Annotated in this window: 17 protein-coding genes; 8 read left to right on the top strand and 9 right to left on the bottom strand. The window is 52.0% G+C overall.

Features of this window, described 5'->3' with window-relative positions:
• The first annotated feature begins 119 nt into the window (after positions 1-119).
• Positions 120-785 carry an OmpA family protein gene (locus OH31_RS12450; RefSeq protein WP_024930986.1) on the top strand — a complete coding sequence of 222 codons (666 nt, stop codon included), beginning with the start codon at positions 120-122 and terminating at the stop codon, positions 783-785.
• Between the two features lie 73 nt (positions 786-858).
• Here the strand turns inward: OH31_RS12450 and OH31_RS12445 are convergent, their stop codons facing one another.
• The 5 genes from OH31_RS12445 to greB all read right to left on the bottom strand — a co-directional run bounded on the left by OH31_RS12445 (position 859) and on the right by greB (position 3,256).
• The gene (locus OH31_RS12445; protein WP_024930985.1) at positions 859-1,251 is read right to left on the bottom strand and encodes a hypothetical protein; all 393 of its coding nucleotides are present in this window, start codon (positions 1,249-1,251) and stop codon (positions 859-861) included.
• A complete protein-coding gene (locus OH31_RS12440; RefSeq protein WP_024930984.1) occupies positions 1,251-1,592 on the bottom strand; it encodes a heavy-metal-associated domain-containing protein in 342 nt (113 codons plus the stop codon). The genes OH31_RS12445 and OH31_RS12440 overlap by 1 nt, the downstream gene beginning before the upstream one ends.
• A gap of 27 nt (positions 1,593-1,619) precedes the next feature.
• Positions 1,620-2,276, bottom strand: a complete 657-nt coding sequence (locus OH31_RS12435) for a hypothetical protein (protein ID WP_024930983.1) — start codon at positions 2,274-2,276, stop codon at positions 1,620-1,622.
• A 54-nt stretch (positions 2,277-2,330) separates the two neighbouring features.
• Positions 2,331-2,708 (bottom strand): DUF2946 family protein, encoded by a 378-nt coding sequence (locus tag OH31_RS15195; RefSeq protein ID WP_024930982.1) that lies wholly within the window; start codon positions 2,706-2,708, stop codon positions 2,331-2,333.
• Positions 2,709-2,773: 65 nt separating this feature from the next.
• The gene (gene greB, locus OH31_RS12425) at positions 2,774-3,256 is read right to left on the bottom strand and encodes a transcription elongation factor GreB (protein WP_024930981.1); all 483 of its coding nucleotides are present in this window, start codon (positions 3,254-3,256) and stop codon (positions 2,774-2,776) included.
• A 257-nt stretch (positions 3,257-3,513) separates the two neighbouring features.
• On the opposite strand from greB, the gene OH31_RS12420 reads away from it, so the two are divergent.
• On the top strand, positions 3,514-6,039 hold the full coding sequence (locus OH31_RS12420; protein WP_024930980.1) for a methyl-accepting chemotaxis protein: 2,526 nt from the start codon (positions 3,514-3,516) through the stop codon (positions 6,037-6,039).
• A gap of 70 nt (positions 6,040-6,109) precedes the next feature.
• Here OH31_RS12420 and OH31_RS12415 read toward each other — a convergent pair whose 3' ends face one another.
• Positions 6,110-9,190: an LGFP repeat-containing protein gene (locus OH31_RS12415; protein ID WP_024930979.1), complete on the bottom strand. Its 3,081-nt coding sequence runs from the start codon at positions 9,188-9,190 to the stop codon at positions 6,110-6,112.
• A 153-nt stretch (positions 9,191-9,343) separates the two neighbouring features.
• Here OH31_RS12415 and OH31_RS12410 point away from each other — a divergent pair, with 153 nt between their 5' ends.
• Positions 9,344-10,102 carry a GntR family transcriptional regulator gene (locus tag OH31_RS12410; RefSeq protein WP_235273160.1) on the top strand — a complete coding sequence of 253 codons (759 nt, stop codon included), beginning with the start codon at positions 9,344-9,346 and terminating at the stop codon, positions 10,100-10,102.
• Here the strand turns inward: OH31_RS12410 and OH31_RS12405 are convergent.
• Positions 10,086-11,045, bottom strand: coding sequence for a PfkB family carbohydrate kinase (locus tag OH31_RS12405; protein WP_242402283.1), 960 nt, complete (start codon positions 11,043-11,045; stop codon positions 10,086-10,088). The two genes, OH31_RS12410 and OH31_RS12405, sit on opposite strands and share 17 nt — an antisense overlap.
• Before the next feature lie 8 nt (positions 11,046-11,053).
• Positions 11,054-11,431, bottom strand: coding sequence for a hypothetical protein (locus OH31_RS12400; protein WP_024930976.1), 378 nt, complete (start codon positions 11,429-11,431; stop codon positions 11,054-11,056).
• 91 nt (positions 11,432-11,522) lie between these two features.
• On the opposite strand from OH31_RS12400, the gene OH31_RS12395 reads away from it, so the two are divergent.
• From OH31_RS12395 to OH31_RS15045, 4 genes are all read left to right on the top strand, one after another.
• Positions 11,523-14,258 (top strand): PD-(D/E)XK nuclease family protein, encoded by a 2,736-nt coding sequence (locus OH31_RS12395; protein WP_024930975.1) that lies wholly within the window; start codon positions 11,523-11,525, stop codon positions 14,256-14,258.
• Positions 14,255-17,629 carry an exodeoxyribonuclease V subunit beta gene (locus tag OH31_RS12390; protein ID WP_024930974.1) on the top strand — a complete coding sequence of 1,125 codons (3,375 nt, stop codon included), beginning with the start codon at positions 14,255-14,257 and terminating at the stop codon, positions 17,627-17,629. Before OH31_RS12395 ends, OH31_RS12390 begins: the two co-directional genes overlap by 4 nt.
• Positions 17,630-17,635: 6 nt before the next feature.
• The gene (locus tag OH31_RS12385; RefSeq protein ID WP_242402282.1) at positions 17,636-18,298 is read left to right on the top strand and encodes an NAD(P)H-dependent oxidoreductase; all 663 of its coding nucleotides are present in this window, start codon (positions 17,636-17,638) and stop codon (positions 18,296-18,298) included.
• A 155-nt stretch (positions 18,299-18,453) separates the two neighbouring features.
• The gene (locus tag OH31_RS15045) at positions 18,454-18,645 is read left to right on the top strand and encodes a hypothetical protein (RefSeq protein WP_148296216.1); all 192 of its coding nucleotides are present in this window, start codon (positions 18,454-18,456) and stop codon (positions 18,643-18,645) included.
• A gap of 180 nt (positions 18,646-18,825) precedes the next feature.
• On the opposite strand, the gene OH31_RS12375 is transcribed toward OH31_RS15045, so the two are convergent.
• Positions 18,826-19,443: a DedA family protein gene (locus OH31_RS12375; protein ID WP_024930972.1), complete on the bottom strand. Its 618-nt coding sequence runs from the start codon at positions 19,441-19,443 to the stop codon at positions 18,826-18,828.
• Between the two features lie 783 nt (positions 19,444-20,226).
• Between OH31_RS12375 and OH31_RS15145 the strand changes: the two genes are divergently transcribed.
• The coding region (locus OH31_RS15145) for a calcium-binding protein (RefSeq protein WP_162148557.1) at positions 20,227-21,278 on the top strand (1,052 nt) is incomplete at its 3' end.

Genomic DNA, 21,278 nt, shown 5'->3' with positions numbered 1-21,278 from the left:
AAAAACGCTTGGCTTTAATGAGCATTGAGATTATACGCAATTAGTCTAAACTGAGGACTGAACTTACTGTGACCTTACTGGACAAACTAAAGTCACAAATACTTGTTAGGGAGAAAAAAATGCATAAAATTATTACAGTCTCAGTGTTAACAGCGGCGATTGGCTTGTCTGGTTGCGCAAACATGAGCGAAACCCAAAAAGGCACCGCTAAAGGCGCAGGCATTGGCGCTGCTGCGGGCGGTGTCATTGGCGCAGTTGCCGGTGGTGGCAAAGGGGCAGTCATTGGTGCAGCCGTAGGCGCTGGTGCTGGCGCGATTGCTGGCAACATCTGGTCCAAAAAGATGGAGGCACAGAAACAGGAAATGGAACAGGCCACAGCCGGCACAGGGGTGGCCGTGACCAAAACGGAAAATAACCAGCTGAAACTGGAGATTCCGAGTGATATTTCATTTGATAAAGGCAAATCCAATATCAAACCGAATTTCCGCCCCATCCTGGATAAATTTGCAACCGGTTTACAAAATAACGCTGCCGCACGCGTCACCATCGTCGGTCATACTGACAGCAGTGGCTCAGATGCCATCAATGATCCATTATCGGTGAATCGTGCTGCCAGTGCCCGTAGTTACCTGGCTGAACGCGGTATTGCCTTTAACCGCATCACCATTGATGGCCGCGGCTCACATGAACCGTTAGCGGCAAACGACACCGAAGCGAACCGCGCGAAAAACCGTCGTGTAGAGATCTTCGTCGCTGAACCTGAACCTCAGACAGCGCCAAAATAAGCTTTAGATGACAAGAAAAAAGCCGACTATGCAGTCGGCTTTTTTCATGCGCAATGCGCATCTAACAGATAATTCAATCAATCAATAAAGGCGCAACAAATGCAAAAAAAGCACCAATCATAAAAATCACCACCGAAAACCCGTAAATCCACACACTCTGGCGTCGTGTTTGCGTACATAACGCTGCCAGTTGTGGATCAGTGGGGCACGGCAACAAACGCGCGCGCCATTGCATCCACCCAGCGATCAGCAGCATCGCACCAGCCAACCCAAAGACCAGTGGCTTATGCTCACTGGCCCAGATCAGTTGCGGAAAATAACTGATCAAGCTAGTGAGCGTTGCCACAGAGCCGATGGCCACCAGCGTCGCAGGTAATGCGCAGCAAATCAGTGTGGAGCCGCTGGTAAACAATGACAGCAGATTGAGCCGTTTGCTGGCTTGCAGAGGATTCATTTCTGTCGCCATCACTTGCCGCCCGCCTTCTCGGCCTGGGCCACTTCTGCCTGAATGGCGTCCACCGTCTGGTTGACGCGCTCCAGCTTACTCACTGAATATCCGGCATCCTGAATCACCTTGCTAAACGACTCATTGGAGACATCCTGGCCGTCTTTTAATTGCAAAGCAACCACACGGCTTTTCAGGTCAACAAACGCGGCTTGTTTTTGTGGCAGGGCATTGAGTTTTTTCTCAATGCCTTTGGCACAAAACGCGCACACCATGCCGTTGACTTCGGCCTTGATCGTCGTCACCGCAAACGCAGCTGGGGTTAAAGCAGATAACATCAAAGTCACTAATAGTTTTTTCATTTCAATATCCTTTAAAAATAGCATTGGTTAAAACACAAACATGGCATTCAGGCGCGGCGCAAAGCCCTCGCCCTGCCATGGATTGGTCACACCAAATTCAAGAAAATAATTTTTGTTGATCAATCGTAGCGCCGGGGTGATTTGCAAGCCAGGATCGTTGTTACGCATGGTTTTAGCCTCAATCACAAACCACGGCTGCGTTTCATTAAAACCCGCTTCATAGAACGAAAAACCGGCTTGCACGGCAGCAGTGTCATAGTTCATCCCAGGCGCGCGAACCATGCGTGCCTTGGCCAGAAAATACAGCCGGGTAGATTCGACATCAAATTGCAGGCTGGGCGTGTAGGCAAAGCCGTCATACTGGCCACGTGCCTCGCCAATGCTGCCGTTAAACCAGACGTTGGCTTGCGCCGCAGGCAGGTTCCAGCGTTTAATGAGGCCGGTGTAATTGATGCCGGAGATGGTGGTCGCCTGCTCACCTTTGCCCGACATGCGCATCTGCTCAACGCCGATGGCATGCCCGAGAGCAGGCGAATAGTTCAACATCCATTCCTGGTTATAGCGACCGATTTCGGTCATGAGCATGGCGCTGTCTTCAAAGCCCATCAGTGCCGCCGCGTGCAGTGGCAAAGCAATCTGGCTTAAAAGGATGGCGCCGAGTGCAACGTGATGTTGCTTAAGCATAAAGCCTCCCTATTCAATCAATCAAACAAAAGCTGGACGGACTTGTCCTGTGTGTTAGCTGAATATGGGTGGTTTGATGGCAGGGGGATAAGTTTGTGAATGCACGGGATCTGCCTCAAACAACGGGGCAGCAGCCGTCTGTGCAACGATGGCAACGCGCGGGAAAGTCTCAAAATGGGCAACGCCGGTGCCTACCATGCAAAACCCACACACTGTGCAATGATGCTTGGACGGCGCATGGTTGTCAGTCGCGTGTTGCATCTGTTGATGATCATCTGCCATGTGGTGGCAAGGCATCTTGGCCGACGGCGACTGGGCAACGACGCTGTTCAACGCCTGCTCCGCGAACGACATTTGCAAGGACATGACGTTAGCCGCCATGACAAAGCATGGCAACCAGCAAATCAGGAACAGGCAAAGACGTTTACGCATATAAGGCTAAGATAAAGCTAAAAATGAATTAGTTCAAGTCGCGGCGGATATTTTTTAAAAGTGCTTCATTGGTAACGAATATCGATAATTTCATATTCAGTGTCTGCGCCCGGCGTCACCACGCGTATGGTGTCACCCAGATTTTTGGCCAACAGCGCTTTTGCCATTGGTGACACCCATGAAATATAGCCCTGCGTCGGGTCCAGTTCATCCTGGCCAACGATACGAATCGTCATTTCGCTGTCATCGCCCAGGTTAAACAGCGTCACCCAGGCACCAAAATACACTTTCTCGGTATTGGTCTGCGTATTGCTGTAGACAATCTCTGCGGCATCCATGCGCTTGGTCAAAAAACGAATCCGCCCATCAATCTGGCGCAAGCGCTTTTTGCCATAAATATAATCACCGTTTTCGCTGCGGTCACCATTACCAGCGGCCCAGCTCACCACACGCACCACTTCCGGTCTATCCACCTTGATCAGGTATTGAAACTCTTTTTCCAGCGCGGCGTAGCCTTCCGGCGTAATGTAATTTTTTTGTTCAGCCATGTCATTCCAAGTCCATTGCGTACGTAGTTATCGCCACGTCCGATCTATTCGGCTCCTATCATACAACGTATTCCTGCGGCAGCCATCACTGCCTTTTGCTTGGCCAGCAACGTCGCTTTATGAATCTTTTGTGAAGCTTTCTTGAAAAGGCTTCATTTGCCAATTTATTTTACGTAAATGAGTTGTGCGTCACAAAGCGTGATGTGCATGGCAACGCAATGTTGCTGATTTATCCAAGAGTTATCGTAAGGAATTGCATGAAAAAATCTATCGCCCGTTTGAATGTAGGCACCCGGCTGTTTCTGGGTTACGCGCTGCTGATCCTGTTTACCACCTTTATTTTTGTCATCGCCTGGCGTGGCTTCAACCACATTCATCACACCTGGCAGCATTTTGAAAACATACAGCTGGTGAAAAGGACACAGATTGAAAACGCCAGCAAAGGCCTGGGCGATGCGGTGCATCATTTTAAAAACTATGTGCTACGTGGCGGACGTGAAGCCAGCAAATTTCAGCACAGTATGGATGATATTGATCAGGCCATGAAGGCTTATGCGGCGACAGGCGAACTCAATCAGCAAGAGAAAGAGATTCTAGGCAATATTACCCTGGCCATTACCACCTACCGCGACGCGATAGCACGCTGCGAAGCGTTGAAGAATGACGGCATGAGCGTGACTGACATTGACAGCACGGTGAAAGGTGCAGACAAGCCCTTGAGTCACTCGTTGCGCTTGCTGATGGATATGAATATTGCGGGCGTGACTGATGCTTCGAGCCAGTTTGCCTCCACCATTGCCAAAGCCAATAAACAAATTGAAATTGCCTTGTTGATTGCGGTGGTAATGGCGATGGCCATCGCCTGGAAAATGACACGCTCGATTACCACGCCGCTCAAGCAGGCATTGACCTTGTCACAGCATATCGCCAACGGTGAGTTCATTAGTCAAGACGCAGCGACGGGCAATGACGAAACCGGGAAATTGCTGCGTGAAATGCACCGTATGCAATCGACCATTCAAAGCATTGTGCAATCACTCAACGAGATGTCCAGCCAGCACCGCGCCGGCATGATTGATTACCGCATTGATAGCACATCATTTAACGGTGCATATCAGCAACTCACCACCGGCATTAACCAGATGGTAGAAGAACATATTCTGGCACAGACGAAATCCCTGCAAGTGGTGACGGCCTTTGGCCAGGGCGACTTCAACCAGCCACTGGAAACCTTCCCCGGCCAGCGCAGCTATATCAATCAAAGCATTGAGCAGGTGCGCCAAAACTTCAACCTGTTGATGAACGACGTGCATACCCTGTCGCAGGCCGCCGAGCAGGGGCAACTGAATATTCGCGTCGATGTGTCACGCCACCAGGGGGAGTTCCAACAGATTGTGGCAGGTTTTAACCAGACCCTGGACGCCGTCGTCGTGCCCCTGCAAACCACTGCCCGCTACCTGGACCAAATGGCCACAGGTCATATTCCAACACAGATTGAAGAGCACTTTGTGGGTGACTTTAACCTGATGCAAAGCAGCCTCAAGCATTGCACAGGCGCTATTCATCAACTGATTGCGGATGTACACCACCTGGCCTCTGCAGCACAACAAGGCCAATTAAATACCCGCGTCGACGTTGAAGCGCATGCGGGTGACTTCCGCAAAATTATCCAGGGCATTAACCAGACGCTGGATGCGGTAGTCTCACCGTTGCATGTGGCCGCAGATTGCGTCAAACGTATTGCCGCCGGTGATATTCCTGCACCTATCCACAATCAATACCACGGTGACTTCAAGGTGCTGATTAACAACCTGAACACCTGCATTTTGGCGGTGAATCGCCTGGTAGAAGATACACGCCAGATTGCAGGCGAAGCACAGCAAGGCCAGTTGTATAGTCTGGTGAATGTCTCTACTCACGCGGGTGACTTTAGGGAAGTGTTGCAAGGCTCACAAGACATTCTGCAACGTATGGTGGCGCCGATACAAACCGTCAAGCAAGCGGCTGAAACCATCCATGTCGCGGCTGCTGAAATTGAAAAAGGCAACAATGACCTGTCGCGCCGCACTGAAACGCAAGCCAATGCCTTGCAGGAAACCTCAGCTAACCTGGAAACCTTGACCTCTAACATCAGGCAAACCGCCGAGCATGCCCAACAAGCCAGCCTGCAAGCGAACCAGGCGAACCAGATGGCCTTGCAAGGGGGGGAAGCCTTCAATGCCTTGACCACCACCATGCAAGGGATTAATGAAACCTCGGCACAAATTGCGCAAATTACCAGCGTGATTGACAGCATCGCCTTCCAGACCAATATCCTGGCACTGAATGCTGCCGTAGAAGCCGCACGCGCTGGCGAAGAAGGCCGCGGCTTTGCGGTGGTTGCCGGCGAAGTACGTAACCTGGCCAAACGCTCGGCCGCCTCAGCCAAAGAGATCAAGGAGCTGATCGCCGCCTCCGTCTCGCAAACCAACGCCAGCGCCAAGCAAGTGGGCCAGGCAGGCCACACCATGCATGAAATTGTCAACGCCGTACAGCAAGTTTCCCACAGCATACAGGCGATTTCTGCCGCCTCCAGCCAGCAAAGCAGCGGCCTGGAACAAATCTATGAGTCTATGACATCCATCGATGAAACCACACAGCAGAATGCAGCGCTGGTAGAAGAAGCGGCCGCCGCCGCGGAAAGCATGCTGGAACAGGTACACACGCTGGTTGAATCCGTGAACCAATTCAAAATCAATGCCGACGAGGCGAGTGAATTCGACTCCTTACGCCTGATTGCTTAATTCTTCAGGCTAAACGACCATGCGCCTTCACTGGCGCATGGTCGTTTGACAGCTGACGTCACGCCATGTCTTACAAGCGTCTGGTTTCGATTAACTTGCCATCCAATGGATTAATCAACTGCAACTCTAATGCAGTATCCACCGCGCCTTGCTCCAGTGCGGTCCAATCCAGCGGGCTGAAGTTCAAGGCCACATCCGCCGGGAACTCCACGCGTTTACTCATGGCAGCAGCGGATTGATGATTGACAAACACTTTCAAGTCAAACGCCACTGGCTGGCCAGCACTTTGCAAACGTACACTGCGGCAGGCATTATCATGTTGCAATTGTATGGTTTGCTGTGCTTGTAGTTGCAGCCCACTGAGCTCATAGCGGCGCTGGTTATCGTAACTGGTGAGCGTGAGCGTCAGTTGCTTGTTGGCGGTTTGATCGCCTGCCTGAAACACAAATGATTGTTGCCGGCTACCAGCCAGAGACAAGGTGACCATATCACTGCTATTTTGTATTGAATTGGCCGTCAACATCAGCTTTGCTCCACCCGAGATAAACCCCAGTTGATAATCGCCCTGCGCTTGATTGCGTACCTTCAGTGTCAGTGCCCGTTTATTGCGCAATACCTCGCCCAACATCGCCGAACTCTGTACATGCTCGCTGACATCACGAGCGACTGTCTGTGTCGTATCGCTGGCAGCGGAGTGAGTGAGTGGCTGTGTATGAATGCCGGTTTTAAACTTGGTCGACAGTTTGCCTATACGCTGCGCAGTTGAGCTTTGTTCTGGCGCCTGCCGGGGAAATGTTCTCACCAAGTCGGGGTTCACATGCAAGACCACATCGGGATACATCTTGCCGCGCACTAAAGGTTGGTTCAGATAATAAAGATTAAACTGCTGACGTTTAAACAATTGACTCAGATTGCGACTGGTTTTGATTTTGCCTACTTGTCTGGCGACATCAGAAAATGTTCTCTGCGCGTGGTGCTCAACCGGGAACAAGTTTTTAATACGCGTCACCCGATCAGTATTCAAGCTGCCATCGGCATTGATCAAAGTCTCACCTTGCTCATTGCTGACCTGCTCCAGCTCACTCGAATCACTGGCAAAAATCAAATACATGCCGCCGGTAATAAAGGTCAAAAATGCTTCCCAAAACGGTGTTCTTGGCTGCGTCGATAACTCACTAAACGGCATGGCAAACATGCGCCCGCCATTAAACAAGCCCTGCCCGCCTTTCCACGTTTTCTCTTTGCCATGCTGATAGACAAAAGTATTAGTTTTGGGGTTGATGGTAATCACCTTATCCCCGCCTTCATTGCTGTTACTTTTGGGGAAAGGCGAATTGGGATTGGCGACATAAATACGCCACTCTTCATCACTGCGTTTTTCCCAGCGATATGGCAGCACCACATGGCCGCCCACCGGCGAGATATCTTCGGATAAACACAACAGACTATAGTTTTTCTGCTCAAACGCCGCTTGCGAAAACTCAAAGTTTTGTACCGGATCCCACATGCGGCCACTTTTGATCGCATCAATCATGTAGCCCACCTGGCTACCGCCCAGTTGATAACCGAACTTGATGGAAATATCCCTGGTACGCTGGGCATCAAAACCATATTGTGAAATAAATGGCCGTGAACTGGACACCCCTTTTAACGCATAAATAGCCTCCAGGCACATGCCAAAACAAGTACCGGTTTTGGCTGCGCCTTTGTACACCGTTTCATAAAATGCCTTGTTAAACGGATGGAACAACCAGGTATCATCGGCCTCAAGATCACTAAAGGTAGCAGCACAGGTGTCAAAACTTAGCTCGGCAATCTTAGGATTTTTAAAACTCCAGAACAGGTTTTCCCTGAAATGGCTGCTATCGGTCGGGTCTACCACACGCTGATCTGTAAACACGGTAAAACTGGCGCGAAACTTGCCATCCGGGCCACGCGCAAACGACCCGAGATCATTGCCTTGCAGGTCTGGCAAAGAGCTATCCCATAGGGTTTCAATGCCGAATGACTTACTGAATTGTGCAATCAGGTCATCGTTGAAGTTCAAGCCAGCGTCAACATCAAACGCCTGCATATTGACGGTTAAAATGGCATTGCCATCATTGATGGGACAATCACAAATAAACCCTTCATCAGGGTTGCTGAAGGTTTTGGTGCCTTGATTAGAATATTCGCCAAACTGCTTTTCAAAGCGTTTTTGCTGGCCTTGCACATGATCAATCAGCACTTGCGTACGTACCAGTAAGTCATCATCGTCTTCATCCGTTTCCAGCCGGGTGACCACCAATTTGAGCCGGTTAATCAAACTGACTTGTCGATTCGCCGCCTGCCACACCAAAATGCCGTGTTGAAAATTATTGAAACGGCATACATCGTTAGGCGAATTGGTTTCATCTGAGAGAGGGAAGCCCAGCTCGCCCGCCGGGCCATGATGGTGGGTTTGGTAAGCTGTCAGCAAATCCCCATGCACCTCATGCGCCCCGGTTGCAGCACTCCAGTAAATGGTGCCGGATTGAAAATGACTCACTGCACCAATTTGCTGGCTGCCATTGAATACCGGCTGCTCATCACTGATTGGGTAACCCAGAAATGCATTTTCTGTGCCCATACTGCGGTACTTCTGCAAAATGGCGCCGTGTACTTCAAACGCGCCTGTTGCTGGATGCCAGTAAATATCGGCCTGATCGCATTGCACGGCATAACCACCGCCAGCGGAAAGTCTCTGATCATTCAACGGCAAACCCAGCGCCCCCTGCAGGTCACCATGCGCACGATATGCCTGATAACACTCGCCATAGATGACCACACTGCTACCACTTGCCCTGACGACGATCATGCCGCGCTCAAAGTAGCAGGCCTCACCGCGCTCGCCCGTCGGCAGCGTATCTGAAATAGGAAACCCCATGTAATCACGGATTGCCTGCTGCGTCCCTGTCACCATATCATTGGCCAGCATGCTGGATTTCCACTTGTTTTCTACCGCCTCAGACAACACATGCGCGCCATAATCAGCATGATAGAAAATCATGCCATGTTCAAAATCCTGAAAAAAACCTAAGCCGTTAGGCGTGGCTTGCTCCTCGTTTACTGCACGGCCTAACGGCCCCTGCTCGCCTCCCAGCGCTTGGTACTTCTGTTGAATCTCAGTCATGGCACTCTCCCTTTATGGTATTTTTTTGGTATCTATATGGTTCCATAACGGATTTATAAATGCAATAAATATTTACAATATAAATAATTAAGTTAACAAGTTACCGTCGGAAATGCATGCGCATCCATTGATTTGTCGTTTTATAATGCAGAGATGATGCATGATTACGATGAATTGATTGCCAGGCTCAAGGTCAGTGAAAAGACCTCTGAACCTTACTATCAACAGCTCAAACGCAATATCCTGACGCTGATTGAAACCGGGGCCATTGAAAATGGCAGCGGCTTGCCTTCAGAGCGTATGCTGGCGGAAGCACTGAACCTCAGTAGAACAACGGTGCGCCGCTGCTATGAAGAGTTACGTGCCAGTGGACAAATTGATAGCGATGGCCGTGCAGGCACACTGGTCAAAGCAGCGCCAAAAATCTGTCCGTCCTTGGGTAAATTAAAAGGCTTTACCGAAGAAATGCGTGAAGTAGGCATTACCGCTTCGACACGCATTGTTTCGCATGAGGTAGTCACTGACCGTACCATCGCCTCTATTTTCCAGCGCCCCTCTACCTCGACATTCTTGCGCCTGATCAGAATCCGCTTGGGCAATGAAGTGCCGATGACGCGCGAAGTGGCCTGGTATGATTTAACACTGGCGCCTGGCATGGCAGACTGGGATACCTCGGGATCGGCATACAACCACCTCGAGCAGCAATGTGGCATTAAGCTGAGCTGGGCGGAGCAATCGATAGAAGCCGTGATGAGTAGCGATGAAGAGTCCAGGGTGTTTGATTTCAGGCAAAGCAGCCCGTGCTTGCTGCTCAAACGCAAGTCTTACTCGCAACAGCAGCAACTGGTGGAGTACGTGGAGGGCACCTTCCGTGGTGATGCCTATACTTACCGGATCAAACTGGAAGTGTAGCCTGGCGCTGATGCATGAATGTGCTGACCTGCGCGGCGTCTGGCAAGGCGCCCAGCACGCCCGGCTGTTGGGCAACGATAGCGCCGCAAGCGTTGGCAAACTGTAATGCTTGTGGCAACGCATCTCCACGCGCCAAGGCCACGCACAGCGCCGCAGCAAAAGCATCCCCGGCCCCCAGCGTGTCGACTGCCGCAACTGCAAACGCAGGGGAAATAACCCACTCCCCGGCCTGCGTCATGGCCACGCTACCCCATGCCCCCAGCGTCACCACCAGCAACTCGCCTGACCACGTTTGGTAAAACCGGCTGATCGCTTGTTGTAATGCATTGATTGTGATCTCAGGCGACTGCGCTACAAGCTCGGCAGGCCACGCCAGCAACTGTGCTGCCTCAGATTGATTTAATATAAGCATGCTGGTCTGCGCAAGTAGAGCAGGCGGAATTACCTGCCAGGGAGAAGGATTCAATACAGTCTGCCGCCCGGCTTGCCTGGCGAATGCAAAAGCGCTCTCAATCGCCGCCAATGAAGTCTCAAACTGTGCATAGACCAGTGTTGCCGCTTGTATAGAGGCCGCCGCATTGGCAACATGCGCTGCCGTTAACAATCGGTTAGGGCCAAGATAGACACTGACCATATTGGCGCCGTCGGCGCCGATCAAGCCTGCGCCATGGCCTGATTGTGGCGACAGCCGGTAAACGTAAATCGGCGCAATAGCGTGTTGTTGCAACACTTGCAAAGCAGCCTCTGCTGCGGCATCTTCACCGAGCGCGATAATGACCGATACTGGGGCTCCCAGTCGACGGGCGGCCACGGCCACATTGAAGCCTTTACCGCCAGTCTCGCTAGCCATAGCAGTCGCTGCCACTGACTCGCCTGCCCGTGGCAAACGCTCAACCGACCAGCAGCAGGCCTGAATAAAGCTGGCAACAACAAAAAGTGACACGCTACGCGTCAATCATCTTTAATGACATCCACATCATAAACATAATGACTGGTCTCGCCAAAGCAGCTTGAAGGCACGCCTTTATGCTCTTTGTACATCACGCGTACCCGCTCCCCGGCCAGTTGATTCACTTTGCTAATCACGGCAGGATCGCGCACAGTAAAGTAAAACTTCTCGGCCTGTGTGCCCGGCACAGTCACCAATACCAACTCGCCTTCCCAGGTTTTACACACCCAGCCTTTATGAGCCAGCTTTTGCACATAGCCGATGCGCTCACCATCAGAGTAGACCCAGCTCAGGCTGCCCCAGGTATAGAGGCCAAGCAGTACGACCGGCAACAGGAGAATCCAGAAAACCCATTTTAAAAATTTGGCAAAAGCCGACATGTCACTACTCCGCAAGTTTTTTATCGTTTGTTCATCGCATTATCTTATAAAATGTTGCGCTGAACATAATAATTCCTGCCGATATCTATTCATGACTCTTGCTGCCAATCCCGACACCGCACCTGTGATTCTCTGCGCCTCGGCACGTCTGGCACAAGGCATCCGGCAATGGTTACAACAAACCTATCAGCAACAAGGCCAGTCACAATGGCAAGCGCCACAGGTATTCCCGTTGCAAGACTGGCTCAACCAGCGCCTGGAGTACGCCATCTTGTGTGGGCAAATCGACATCGCACAAGCGCCGCTGGGCATGCTTTCCAGTACACAAGAAGCACTGCTTTGGGAACAGGCGATTCAGCACTGTTTACGCCAGCATGCGGCTATCGATTTATTTAATACCAATGGCCTGGCCAGCGCAGCCATGGAGGCCAACCGCTACCTGATTGAGTGGAATATCAGCCTGGACATGGCGACAATCAGCGAGGAAACACGGCAGTTTTTACACTGGCGCCAACAGTTCCAAACCTTGTGCAAGCAAAGTGGCACTCTGGAGAGTGTACGTTACCAGACCTGGCAGCTCGAACAACTCAGTCAGCATGCACTGCCCTTGCCTACCAGCATACAACTGGCTGGATTTGATCGTATCAACCCGCATGTGCAGACACTCATCACCATACTGCAATCCGCAGGCGTGCAGATAACAACGTTTGACAACAGTGTGCCTGCGCAACAGACACAACGCATGACATTTGCCGAGGCCATGGACGAAATGCGCGCGGCAGTGCATTGGGCGCAGCAACAATTGGCCGCCGATCCGCAAGCAAAACTGGCAATGGTCGTACCCGACCTGGATAGCCAACGCGAAACCCTGGCCAACCTGCTCGACGATACCTTCCACCCCGAAGCCCTGCATCCAGCGCAGGCAGAATCACCCCGCTGTTATGAGTTTTCACTCGGGCTGCCGTTGAGTCGCTGGCCGTTAGTGCATAGCGCACTTAATGTGCTGCGCCTGGCATTCCAGGCCACGCCATTGCCTCAATCCGAACTGTCTGCGTTACTGGCTGATATTTACTGGTCACAAGCACTCTATGAAGCCGACGCGCGCGCCGCACTGGATGCCGAAATGCGCCGCCAGTTGCCGCTGCAAGTCAACGCCTATACCTTTGCCCGCTTTGTGGCGCGCAAGCAGCAGGATGAATACCCGATTCTGTGTCCTGCGCTGCACGCAGACCTAGCCAGCTTGTTAACGCAGGCCAAACAAACGCCACGCAAGCAAGTCCCTTCTGCCTGGGTGGCAAGTTTTACTGAACTGCTGACAGCCACGCACTGGCCGGGCGAGCGCGGCTTATCCAGCCATGAACATCAATGCCAGACCAAATTTAAAGCGGTATTGACGCAACTATCGGCGCTCGATGGCTGGTTAGGGCCTATCGATGCCATGAGCGCCTTACACAGGCTGTCACAACTGTGCCAGGCACAAATTTTCCAGCCGCAAACCGTGCGATTACCGAATATCACCGTCATGGGCATGCTGGAAGCCAGTGCACAGCCGCTGGATGGCGTATGGGTGATGGGCATGAACGACCATGTATGGCCGCCATTGTCACGCACCAACGCGCTGATTCCAGCTGAATTACAACGGCAGGCAGGCACGCCCAATACCAGCAGCGAAGTGCAAATGGCGTTTGCCAGCCAGATTCACCAGCGACTGTTACGCTCGGCCAAACAAGTCATTTTTTCATCGGCCCGCCAGGATGGTGACCGTTTGCTGCGTATGAGCCCGCTTATCCAGGCCATCCCGGAAATAACTGCCACCGCAGGGGCCGCTACGCTGGCGGAAACGCTGGCAGGCAATAGCACCCAAGACTGGCAATGGCTGGATGACCATCAGGCCCCGCCCATCCTGGAAGGCGAACATATCAGCGGCGGCACAGGTTTGCTGCGCGCGCAGGCGCTCTGCCCGGCCTGGGCGTTTTATCAATACCGCCTCAAGGCACGCAAACTAGAAACGCCGCATAACGGGCTGGATGCCATGCAACGCGGCGACCTGATTCACCGCGTACTGGCCGCATTCTGGTCACAACAATCGACACTAGCCTGGCAGGCCGTCAATATAGAAGCTTTAAAAACCCAACTCGACCAGATTGCGGCTGAGGTCATCGCTGCGTTTAATACTGAGTTCGCGCAACCATTCTCTGTCGTGTTTTGCCAACTGGAAGCCGAGCGCCTGAGTAAGCTGGCGCTGACCTGGTTATGGGAGGTGGAACGCGAACGTCCGCAAGCATTTGCTGTGACCTCAGTCGAACAAGTCTACAAACCGCTGATTGAAGGCATACAGATCAAACTGGTGATTGACCGCGTCGATACGCTGGATGATGGCCGCCTGGTGGTGGTGGATTACAAAACCGGCAGTATGCCCGATTTTAAAAACTGGGCGTCGGACAAAATCAGCGAACCACAATTACCGATTTATGCCGCCTTTCTGCTACAAGATGCCGACATTGCCGCCGTCTGCTTTGGCAAGCTGCGACTGACCGATGGCGGCTTTGCCGGTGTTGCCGCCGAAGACGACATCGTGCCCGGCATCAAAGCCTTTAACCACGAGAAGAATAAATTGTTTGACCCTGCACAGTTCCCTGACTGGCCATCGGTGCTGGCGCATTGGCACACCCAGATTACGCGTACGGCGCAAGCACTCAAAGCCGGTGAAGCCGCCGTGGTATTTGAGTCGGAGCAAGATCTGGACTATTGCGATGTGTTGCCTTTGTTGCGTCTGCCAGAACGGCAATTGCAATTTGAGCACCTTCAGGCGGGAGGCGGCGCATGAAAATGACTGAGTCCGACTTCCAGCAAGCGCTGGCGCTGGATGCGGCCAACCGTGAGCGTGCGCTGGATATCGAATCCTTTATTGTCGAAGCCCCGGCCGGTGCCGGTAAAACCGAGCTACTGACGCAGCGCTTTCTCAAGCTGCTGCAAACGGTGCAGGCACCAGAAGAAATTATCGCCATTACTTTTACTAACAAGGCTGCGTCGGAAATGCGGGCGCGTATCCTGGATAGCCTGTTGCTGGCCGCGGCTGGCGTGCCGCCGGAAGCACCGCATAAACAAATCACTTATGCCCTGGGGCAACAAGCCTTGCAGCGTTCAGCTGAATTGCAATGGCATTTGCTGGAAAGCCCGGCGCGCCTGCGCATTTACACTATCGATTCGCTGTGCGCCAACCTGGCGCGCCAAATGCCCTTATTGAGCCGTTTTGGCACACAACCGGCCGTCACCGAAGATGCCTGGGCGTATTACCGTGAAGCAGCTGGCCTGGCGCTGCAAACCATGGATGAAGACGGCTTGGGCGAACCTGTGCGCCGCGTGCTGCGCTATATGGATAATGACCAGGCAAGGCTGGAAAGCCTGCTCATGTCCATGCTGGCCAAGCGTGAGCAATGGCTGCATTTAAGTCAGGCCAAAGACCATACGCAGGCACAAACGGCCTTGATTTATCTGATAGAAAGCGAATTGCAAGCAGCGCTGAGTGCCATCCCTGCCCGCCTGCAACAAGCGCTGATGCCGATTGCGCGTTACGCGGCCAGCCAATTACCGCCTGAGCATGCGTTATCGGCTTTACTGGACTGGCAAATACCATTGACTGCCAGCATCGAGGACCTGCCTGCCTGGCGCGCGCTGACAGAGTTGCTGCTCACCAGTAGTGGTGGCTTGCGCAAACGGCTGGATAAAAACATGGGCTTGCCAGCGACCGACGAGGCCAAGCCCTATAAAGAAGCCCTGACTGAACTGTTGGCAGGCCTTGCTCAGCACAGCGACAGTGAACGTTACCTGGCACGCATCCGCCTGTTACCGGATGCTGACGGTGCAGACGACGCCATGATTCAGGCGCTGAGCCAGTTATTGAATATTGCCGCCGCGCAATTGTGGCTGTGTTTTCAGGCGCAAAATGAAGTCGACTTTGTCGAAATCGCCCAACGCGCGTTTCAGGCACTGCAAGAAGGCGATGAAGCCACCGAGCTGGCCATGCGGCTGGATTACCGCATCCAGCATTTACTGGTCGATGAGTTTCAGGATACCAGCCCGATGCAGATCGACCTGCTCAAGGCGCTGACGCGCGGCTGGCAGCCGGGCGATGGCCGTACGCTGTTTGCTGTTGGCGACCCCATGCAATCGATTTACCGTTTCCGCAAAGCCAATGTCGGCCTGTTCCTCAATGCAGCGTTGCACGGCATCGCCGATATTGCGCTGACACCGCTCAAACTGTGGCGCAATAACCGATCCTGTCCGCCTGTAGTGGAATGGATCAACCAGACCTTTGCTGGCATGCTGCCAGCGCACGATGCGCCACAGCAAGGCGCCATTGCTTACCGGCCATTTGTTGCCACGCGCGCCGAGGCCACAGGTGCCGGTGTATTTGTGCACCCCTTGATCACACCAGTGAATAGCGAAGACGAAGAACCGGCCGATATCCGCCACCTGGAAGCCGAGCAAATTATCCGCATCATTCAGCAAACACGCGCCGACAAACCTGGCGCCAGCATTGCCGTGCTGGTGCGCGCGCGCAAACATTTACATGCACTGGTGACGGAAATGCGCAGGAACCACAGCGAGTTAAGCTTCCAGGCGGTAGAAATTGAAGAGCTGGCCAATCGCCAGATTGTGCAGGACCTGCTCACGCTGACGCATGCGCTGCATCAACGCGCCGACCGCGTGCACTGGCTGGCACTATTGCGCGCACCCTGGTGCGGGCTGACGCTGGCCGATATGCATGCGTTGATTGGACAGGATGGCCAACGCAGTGTGCTCAGCCTGCTGCAAAATGAACAAGTACTTGCGCGATTGAGTGAAGATGGTCAGGCACGCGCCCGCCATGTGCGCGACGTGATGCAAAGCGCACTACACTGGCGTGGCCGCACCTCGGTCAGCCGCTGGGTGCATAACACCTGGCTGCGGCTGGGCGGCGCGCATTGTCTGTGGAATGAAAGTGATGTGCAGGATGTGCAGGCCTTTTTTGCCCGTATCGCCGCGTTAGAACAACACGGCCAGTTTAATCCGCAAGCACTGGCTGAAGATGTGCAAAAACTCTACGCCGCCCCAGACGCCAAAGCCGATGCCAGTTTGCAGTTTATGACCATCCACAAATCCAAAGGGCTGGAGTTTGACACCGTGATCCTGCCCGGACTGGATGGCGGAAACCCACCCGATGACGCCAAGCTGGTGATCTGGGAAGAAGTCCCCATGGAGAATGGCCATACCGAACTGGTCGCCGCACCGTTTGTGCCCACAGTGCTCAAACGCCAGCAGGTTAGCATCACCACCTATGACTATTTAAACGACCTGGATAAAACCCGCGCCAGCTATGAAGATGCACGCGTGCTGTATGTGGCAGCGACCCGCGCCGAGCGGCAATTGCATTTACTGGGTGCCGCCAAGCCAGACAAAAGCGGCGAACCACAAGCACGCAAAAACAGTTTTCTGCACCTGCTCTGGCCTGCTATCCAAGCGTGGTTTACCAACGAACATGATATCGTCAGCCGCTATCCCAACGCGCAGCAAGAAGCCGATATTCGCCAATTTGTGCCCAAGCTGATCCGCTTACGCGAGGCCAGCACGCCTGCGATATTGCAGGCCAGCCAGCACGAAGCAATTACAGGCTACCAAGCGGAAGCCAGTGAAAGTAAGGCCAGCCGACTGGAGGCTGATATCGGCACTCTCGCCCACTTGTATTTGCAACTGGTGGCTGAACAAGGGTTAGCGGCCTGGCAAACGCATGAGAAAAATGCATTTCTGTCGCTGCATCCCCCTATGCAGCGTTGGTTTAAACAACAGGGTTATACGGACAGCGAAGCAAGCCAGGGTGCGAGCCAGGTGGCAACGCTGTTAACAACCACGTTGCAATCCACAGAGGGGCGCTGGGTATTACAGCCACATACACAAGCCGCCTCAGAATTGGCGATTGAACAACTCAGTGCAGGCAAAAAGATCATAGACCGGACGTTTGTCGCCGATGGCGTGCGCTGGATTGTCGACTATAAATCCATGCCAGTATCAGCCAAGGATGATCTCATCGTATTAGCCACGGCATTCAAATTGCAATTGGCTGACTATGCGCAGTTATTCCGAGCGGAGGGCCTGCCGGTTAAAACCGCAATTCTATTTTTAAGCACAGGCCAATTAGCGCCTGTTGAGATGCCCTGAGGAAACATGATGATAGAAAAACAAGCTATTTTGGACGCGTTTAACTTCCGCCATGCCTGTAAGGAGTTTGATGCCAGTAAACAGATTCCCGCCGAAGAATTTGAGCTCATTCTAGAAGCTGCCCGCCTCTCACCCAGCTCATTCGGTTTTGAACCCTGGCATTTTATCGTGGTGCAAGACAAGGCACTGCGCGAAAGCCTCAAACAACACGCTTGGGGCGCACCGCTCAAGCTGGATACAGCCAGCCATTTTGTGTTGTGCCTGGCGATGAAATCGCCGTTCCTGGATGCAGATAGCCCTTACCTGCCACAGTTTATGCGTGAAGTGCAGCACCACCCGGAAGACATCGCCAAGATGCGCCTGGGCTTTTACAAACAGTTCCAGCAATCGGACTTTGACCTTACGGATGAACGAAAACTGTTCGACTGGGCCAGCAAACAATGCTATTTGCCATTGGCAAATATGATGACGGTGGCTGCCATGCGCGGCATAGACTCATGCCCGATTGAAGGCTTTAAACAAAAAGAAACTGACGCCCTGCTGGCAGAGCAATTCGGCGTTAATTTGCAAGAGTATGGTTTGGCTTATATGGTCGCCTTTGGCTACCGTAAACACGAGCCGAAAGCGAAAACGCGTAGAGCCTTGTCGCAAGTGGTCACGTGGAAGTAAGTGCGCTCTGTGACCGTTCAAATACCGACCCACAGGACGCCGCTCACCTGGATACACCATTTAAATTGTTAAATCGTTGGCCTTAAAGAGCTATTTAAATCTCTTGCCTAGCTTTGATAGAGTCTTATTTCAATATCAATTCAGTGGGGTGATGGATGAAATCTGTATTATCAAAGGTATTCGCTTGCAGCGCACTCATGTTGGCAAGTGTGGCTGCCAACGCCACTGTAGACCCTTCGACCCCAATGTATGTGATTGTGCATGCAGACCTCAGCCTGTTAGCGCTTGTAGCCGTTGCGGATGATGATCAGGCTGACAGCTCAGAGGCAGAAACCATGCTCGCCTAAAAGCTGCAAGTACTGGCATGGTGTTGCGCATTAGATGACGCAGACAATCATGTTGGTGCCCTGCTTAAATAAAAAGGCCGGTTGACGGCCTTTTTACTTTTTCACACGTAGTTACCTACAACACCAAGGTGTCCCGTTTTCATTCCCACAGAACTTTTGTGACTGTTTGAAACTGACTGATTACTCTGCCTCGTTTTTGAAATGCCGACGCACATACCAGGCCAAGAACACCACGCCCAAGGCAGCAATCACGTAATGTGACTCATGGAAATAGACTTTCAAGTCCTCCCAATGCTCGCCTGTTTTCATGCCAACATAACCAAGCACAAAACACCAGATCAATGACCCCACAAAGGTATAAAGCACAAAGCGCGTCATGTTCATACGTGCCACCCCGGCCGGGAAAGCGATAAATGTACGCACCGCAGGCAGTAACCGTGCAATGAAAATAATGATCTCACCATGACTCTCAAACCAGCGGTCCGCCATATCAAGGTCTTTTTTACTGATCAACACATACTTGCCATACTTTTCCGCTAATGGACGGCCACCATACAAGCCCACGTAATACGCCGGAATCGACCCGACCACACAGCCTATAGCACCCGCCAGAGCGATACCCCATAAGGTTAAATCTCCCTTGCTCACAAGAAAACCGGCAAATGGCATGATAATTTCTGAAGGTAATGGGATACAGGCAGACTCAATCGCCATCAACAATACGATGCCACCATAACCCATATTGGCAATGACAGCGATAATCCAGCTCGCCACGGCGGCTAATAACTTTTCTAGCATTTAAACTTACCTAATCAACTCTTTATGCGCAATATAACAGTTTAATAAAACAAGACAAACGGACTATTGTGATTAATTGTAAATCCCTGTATTGTCATGCAAAAAAACAAACAGGGAAAAACAATAATGCAGGTGCAATTTAACCAATGGCAGTCTATTAACTTACAAGACTTTTCTAATAGCTTTGGCGACATCACAGATTCAGTTAAAGACACGGATAACACACTGACAAGCTTAGCATCCCAGTCAATTTACTTTTATGATGGTAGTAATAGCACAGGCTACGGAAGTTGGGGCAGCTATGATATTTCTGTAAAAGGAAGTAACTTTTTAGGTAGTTCGCCTAGAGCTACTTACGTAAAACTCACGGACTCTGGTGAAAAATATGAGTTCAACGGAAGCATCAATATATCGAACACAGTCTGGGGTTACGTTATTAATGGCGGTACGTTTAGCTCGCTTACACATTCTGATGCTGCTGTAACTGACTATATTATCAAGGGCTCATTTACATACTCGCCCACATTTAATAACTCCATTAATGGCGGCACAATTACGTCCGCAACAGTTAATCCATCAAGTGGAAAGCTGACGCTAACTGGAACACTTAACATTGATTTCAACGAGGTAATTACCAGCGGAACAATTAGCTCAATCAGTTATACCTCTCCAGATGGCAAAAGCTTCAGTATCAGCAATGCACTGATTGATGCTGCAGACCTGCAATCAATACTGCAAGGTGCCGGTTCCAGTACAGACTTCTCAACATTAAGCAGCTTCTTATTGAGTAGCTCATACTTAACAGGTAATGACACGATTACAGGTGATAGCCAAAACAACACTCTTGACGGTGGCGCAGGCGTAGACAAACTCATCGGTGGCGCTGGCGATGATACATACATCGTCGACCTCGTTCGTACAGGCACTACCGCTGCTAACTTCAAGGTCGCTCTGCAAGATACCATCACTGAAGCCACCAATGCAGGCAGTGATACCGTGCAACTGCGCTTACTCAGTGGCACAGACTTCAGCACCATGGCCAATGCAACTACCCTCACCCTCGGTGCCAACCTCGAGAATCTGAATGCCTTAGACACAGGCTCTACCAAGCTCAACCTCACAGGTAATGCCCTCGCCAACACTCTCACTGGCAATGATGCTAACAATATCCTTGATGGCGGGGCTGGTGTAGATACTCTTATCGGTGGTCTCGGTGATGATACCTATATGCTTGACCTCAAGGTCTCTGCCGGCAACATCGTGTTTGATGACTCTATCACAGAACTCGACGGCAATAACGAAGGGATCGATACCATCAAACTACGTGGCACAGCTACGCTTGCCACAGCAGCAACTCTCACCCTGGATAATGACTGGGCCAACATCGAGATCCTTGATGCTTCTGCTACAGGCTCAACCAAGCTCAACCTCACAGGTAACAACCTGGGCAACACACTGATCGGCAATGCCGCCGCGAACATCCTGACCGGGGGTACTGGCGACGACACCCTTAACGGCGGCGCCGGAATCGATACCATGATCGGTGGGGCGGGCAATGATACATACATCGTCGATAACATCGCTGATATCGTGACCGAAGACTCTAATGAAGGCACTGACCTGGTCAAAGCCAGTGTCAGTTACACGCTGGGCGCAAACATTGAGAACCTGGAACTGACTGGCACTGCCGCCATCAATGGCACCGGTAATGGTTTAGATAACGTCATCAAAGGGAATGCTGGTAACAACGTTCTGGATGGCGGTGCAGGTGCTGACCGTATGGAGGGTGGCAAAGGCAACGATACCTATATCGTCGATGACGAAGATGATGAAGT

It is taken from the genome of Methylophilus sp. OH31, from assembly GCF_000576615.1.
Taxonomy (GTDB): Bacteria; Pseudomonadota; Gammaproteobacteria; order Burkholderiales; family Methylophilaceae; genus Methylophilus.
The sequence above is the reverse complement of the archived record's forward strand: the minus strand, read 5'-3'. Positions and strand labels throughout refer to the sequence as shown.

What these genes read in the sequence shown, in the direction of transcription:
- OH31_RS12390 (WP_024930974.1), top strand. Translation starts at nt 14,255, where the DNA reads ATGAAAATGACTGAGTCCGACTTCCAGCAAGCGCTGGCGCTGGATGCG.
- OH31_RS12440 (WP_024930984.1), bottom strand. Translation starts at nt 1,592, where the DNA reads ATGAAAAAACTATTAGTGACTTTGATGTTATCTGCTTTAACCCCAGCT.
- OH31_RS12385 (WP_242402282.1), top strand. Translation starts at nt 17,636, where the DNA reads ATGATGATAGAAAAACAAGCTATTTTGGACGCGTTTAACTTCCGCCAT.
- OH31_RS15045 (WP_148296216.1), top strand. Translation starts at nt 18,454, where the DNA reads ATGAAATCTGTATTATCAAAGGTATTCGCTTGCAGCGCACTCATGTTG.
- OH31_RS12435 (WP_024930983.1), bottom strand. Translation starts at nt 2,276, where the DNA reads ATGCTTAAGCAACATCACGTTGCACTCGGCGCCATCCTTTTAAGCCAG.
- OH31_RS12445 (WP_024930985.1), bottom strand. Translation starts at nt 1,251, where the DNA reads ATGGCGACAGAAATGAATCCTCTGCAAGCCAGCAAACGGCTCAATCTG.
- OH31_RS12395 (WP_024930975.1), top strand. Translation starts at nt 11,523, where the DNA reads ATGACTCTTGCTGCCAATCCCGACACCGCACCTGTGATTCTCTGCGCC.
- OH31_RS12415 (WP_024930979.1), bottom strand. Translation starts at nt 9,190, where the DNA reads ATGACTGAGATTCAACAGAAGTACCAAGCGCTGGGAGGCGAGCAGGGG.
- OH31_RS12420 (WP_024930980.1), top strand. Translation starts at nt 3,514, where the DNA reads ATGAAAAAATCTATCGCCCGTTTGAATGTAGGCACCCGGCTGTTTCTG.
- OH31_RS12410 (WP_235273160.1), top strand. Translation starts at nt 9,344, where the DNA reads ATGATGCATGATTACGATGAATTGATTGCCAGGCTCAAGGTCAGTGAA.
- OH31_RS15195 (WP_024930982.1), bottom strand. Translation starts at nt 2,708, where the DNA reads ATGCGTAAACGTCTTTGCCTGTTCCTGATTTGCTGGTTGCCATGCTTT.
- OH31_RS12400 (WP_024930976.1), bottom strand. Translation starts at nt 11,431, where the DNA reads ATGTCGGCTTTTGCCAAATTTTTAAAATGGGTTTTCTGGATTCTCCTG.
- OH31_RS12375 (WP_024930972.1), bottom strand. Translation starts at nt 19,443, where the DNA reads ATGCTAGAAAAGTTATTAGCCGCCGTGGCGAGCTGGATTATCGCTGTC.
- greB (WP_024930981.1), bottom strand. Translation starts at nt 3,256, where the DNA reads ATGGCTGAACAAAAAAATTACATTACGCCGGAAGGCTACGCCGCGCTG.
- OH31_RS12450 (WP_024930986.1), top strand. Translation starts at nt 120, where the DNA reads ATGCATAAAATTATTACAGTCTCAGTGTTAACAGCGGCGATTGGCTTG.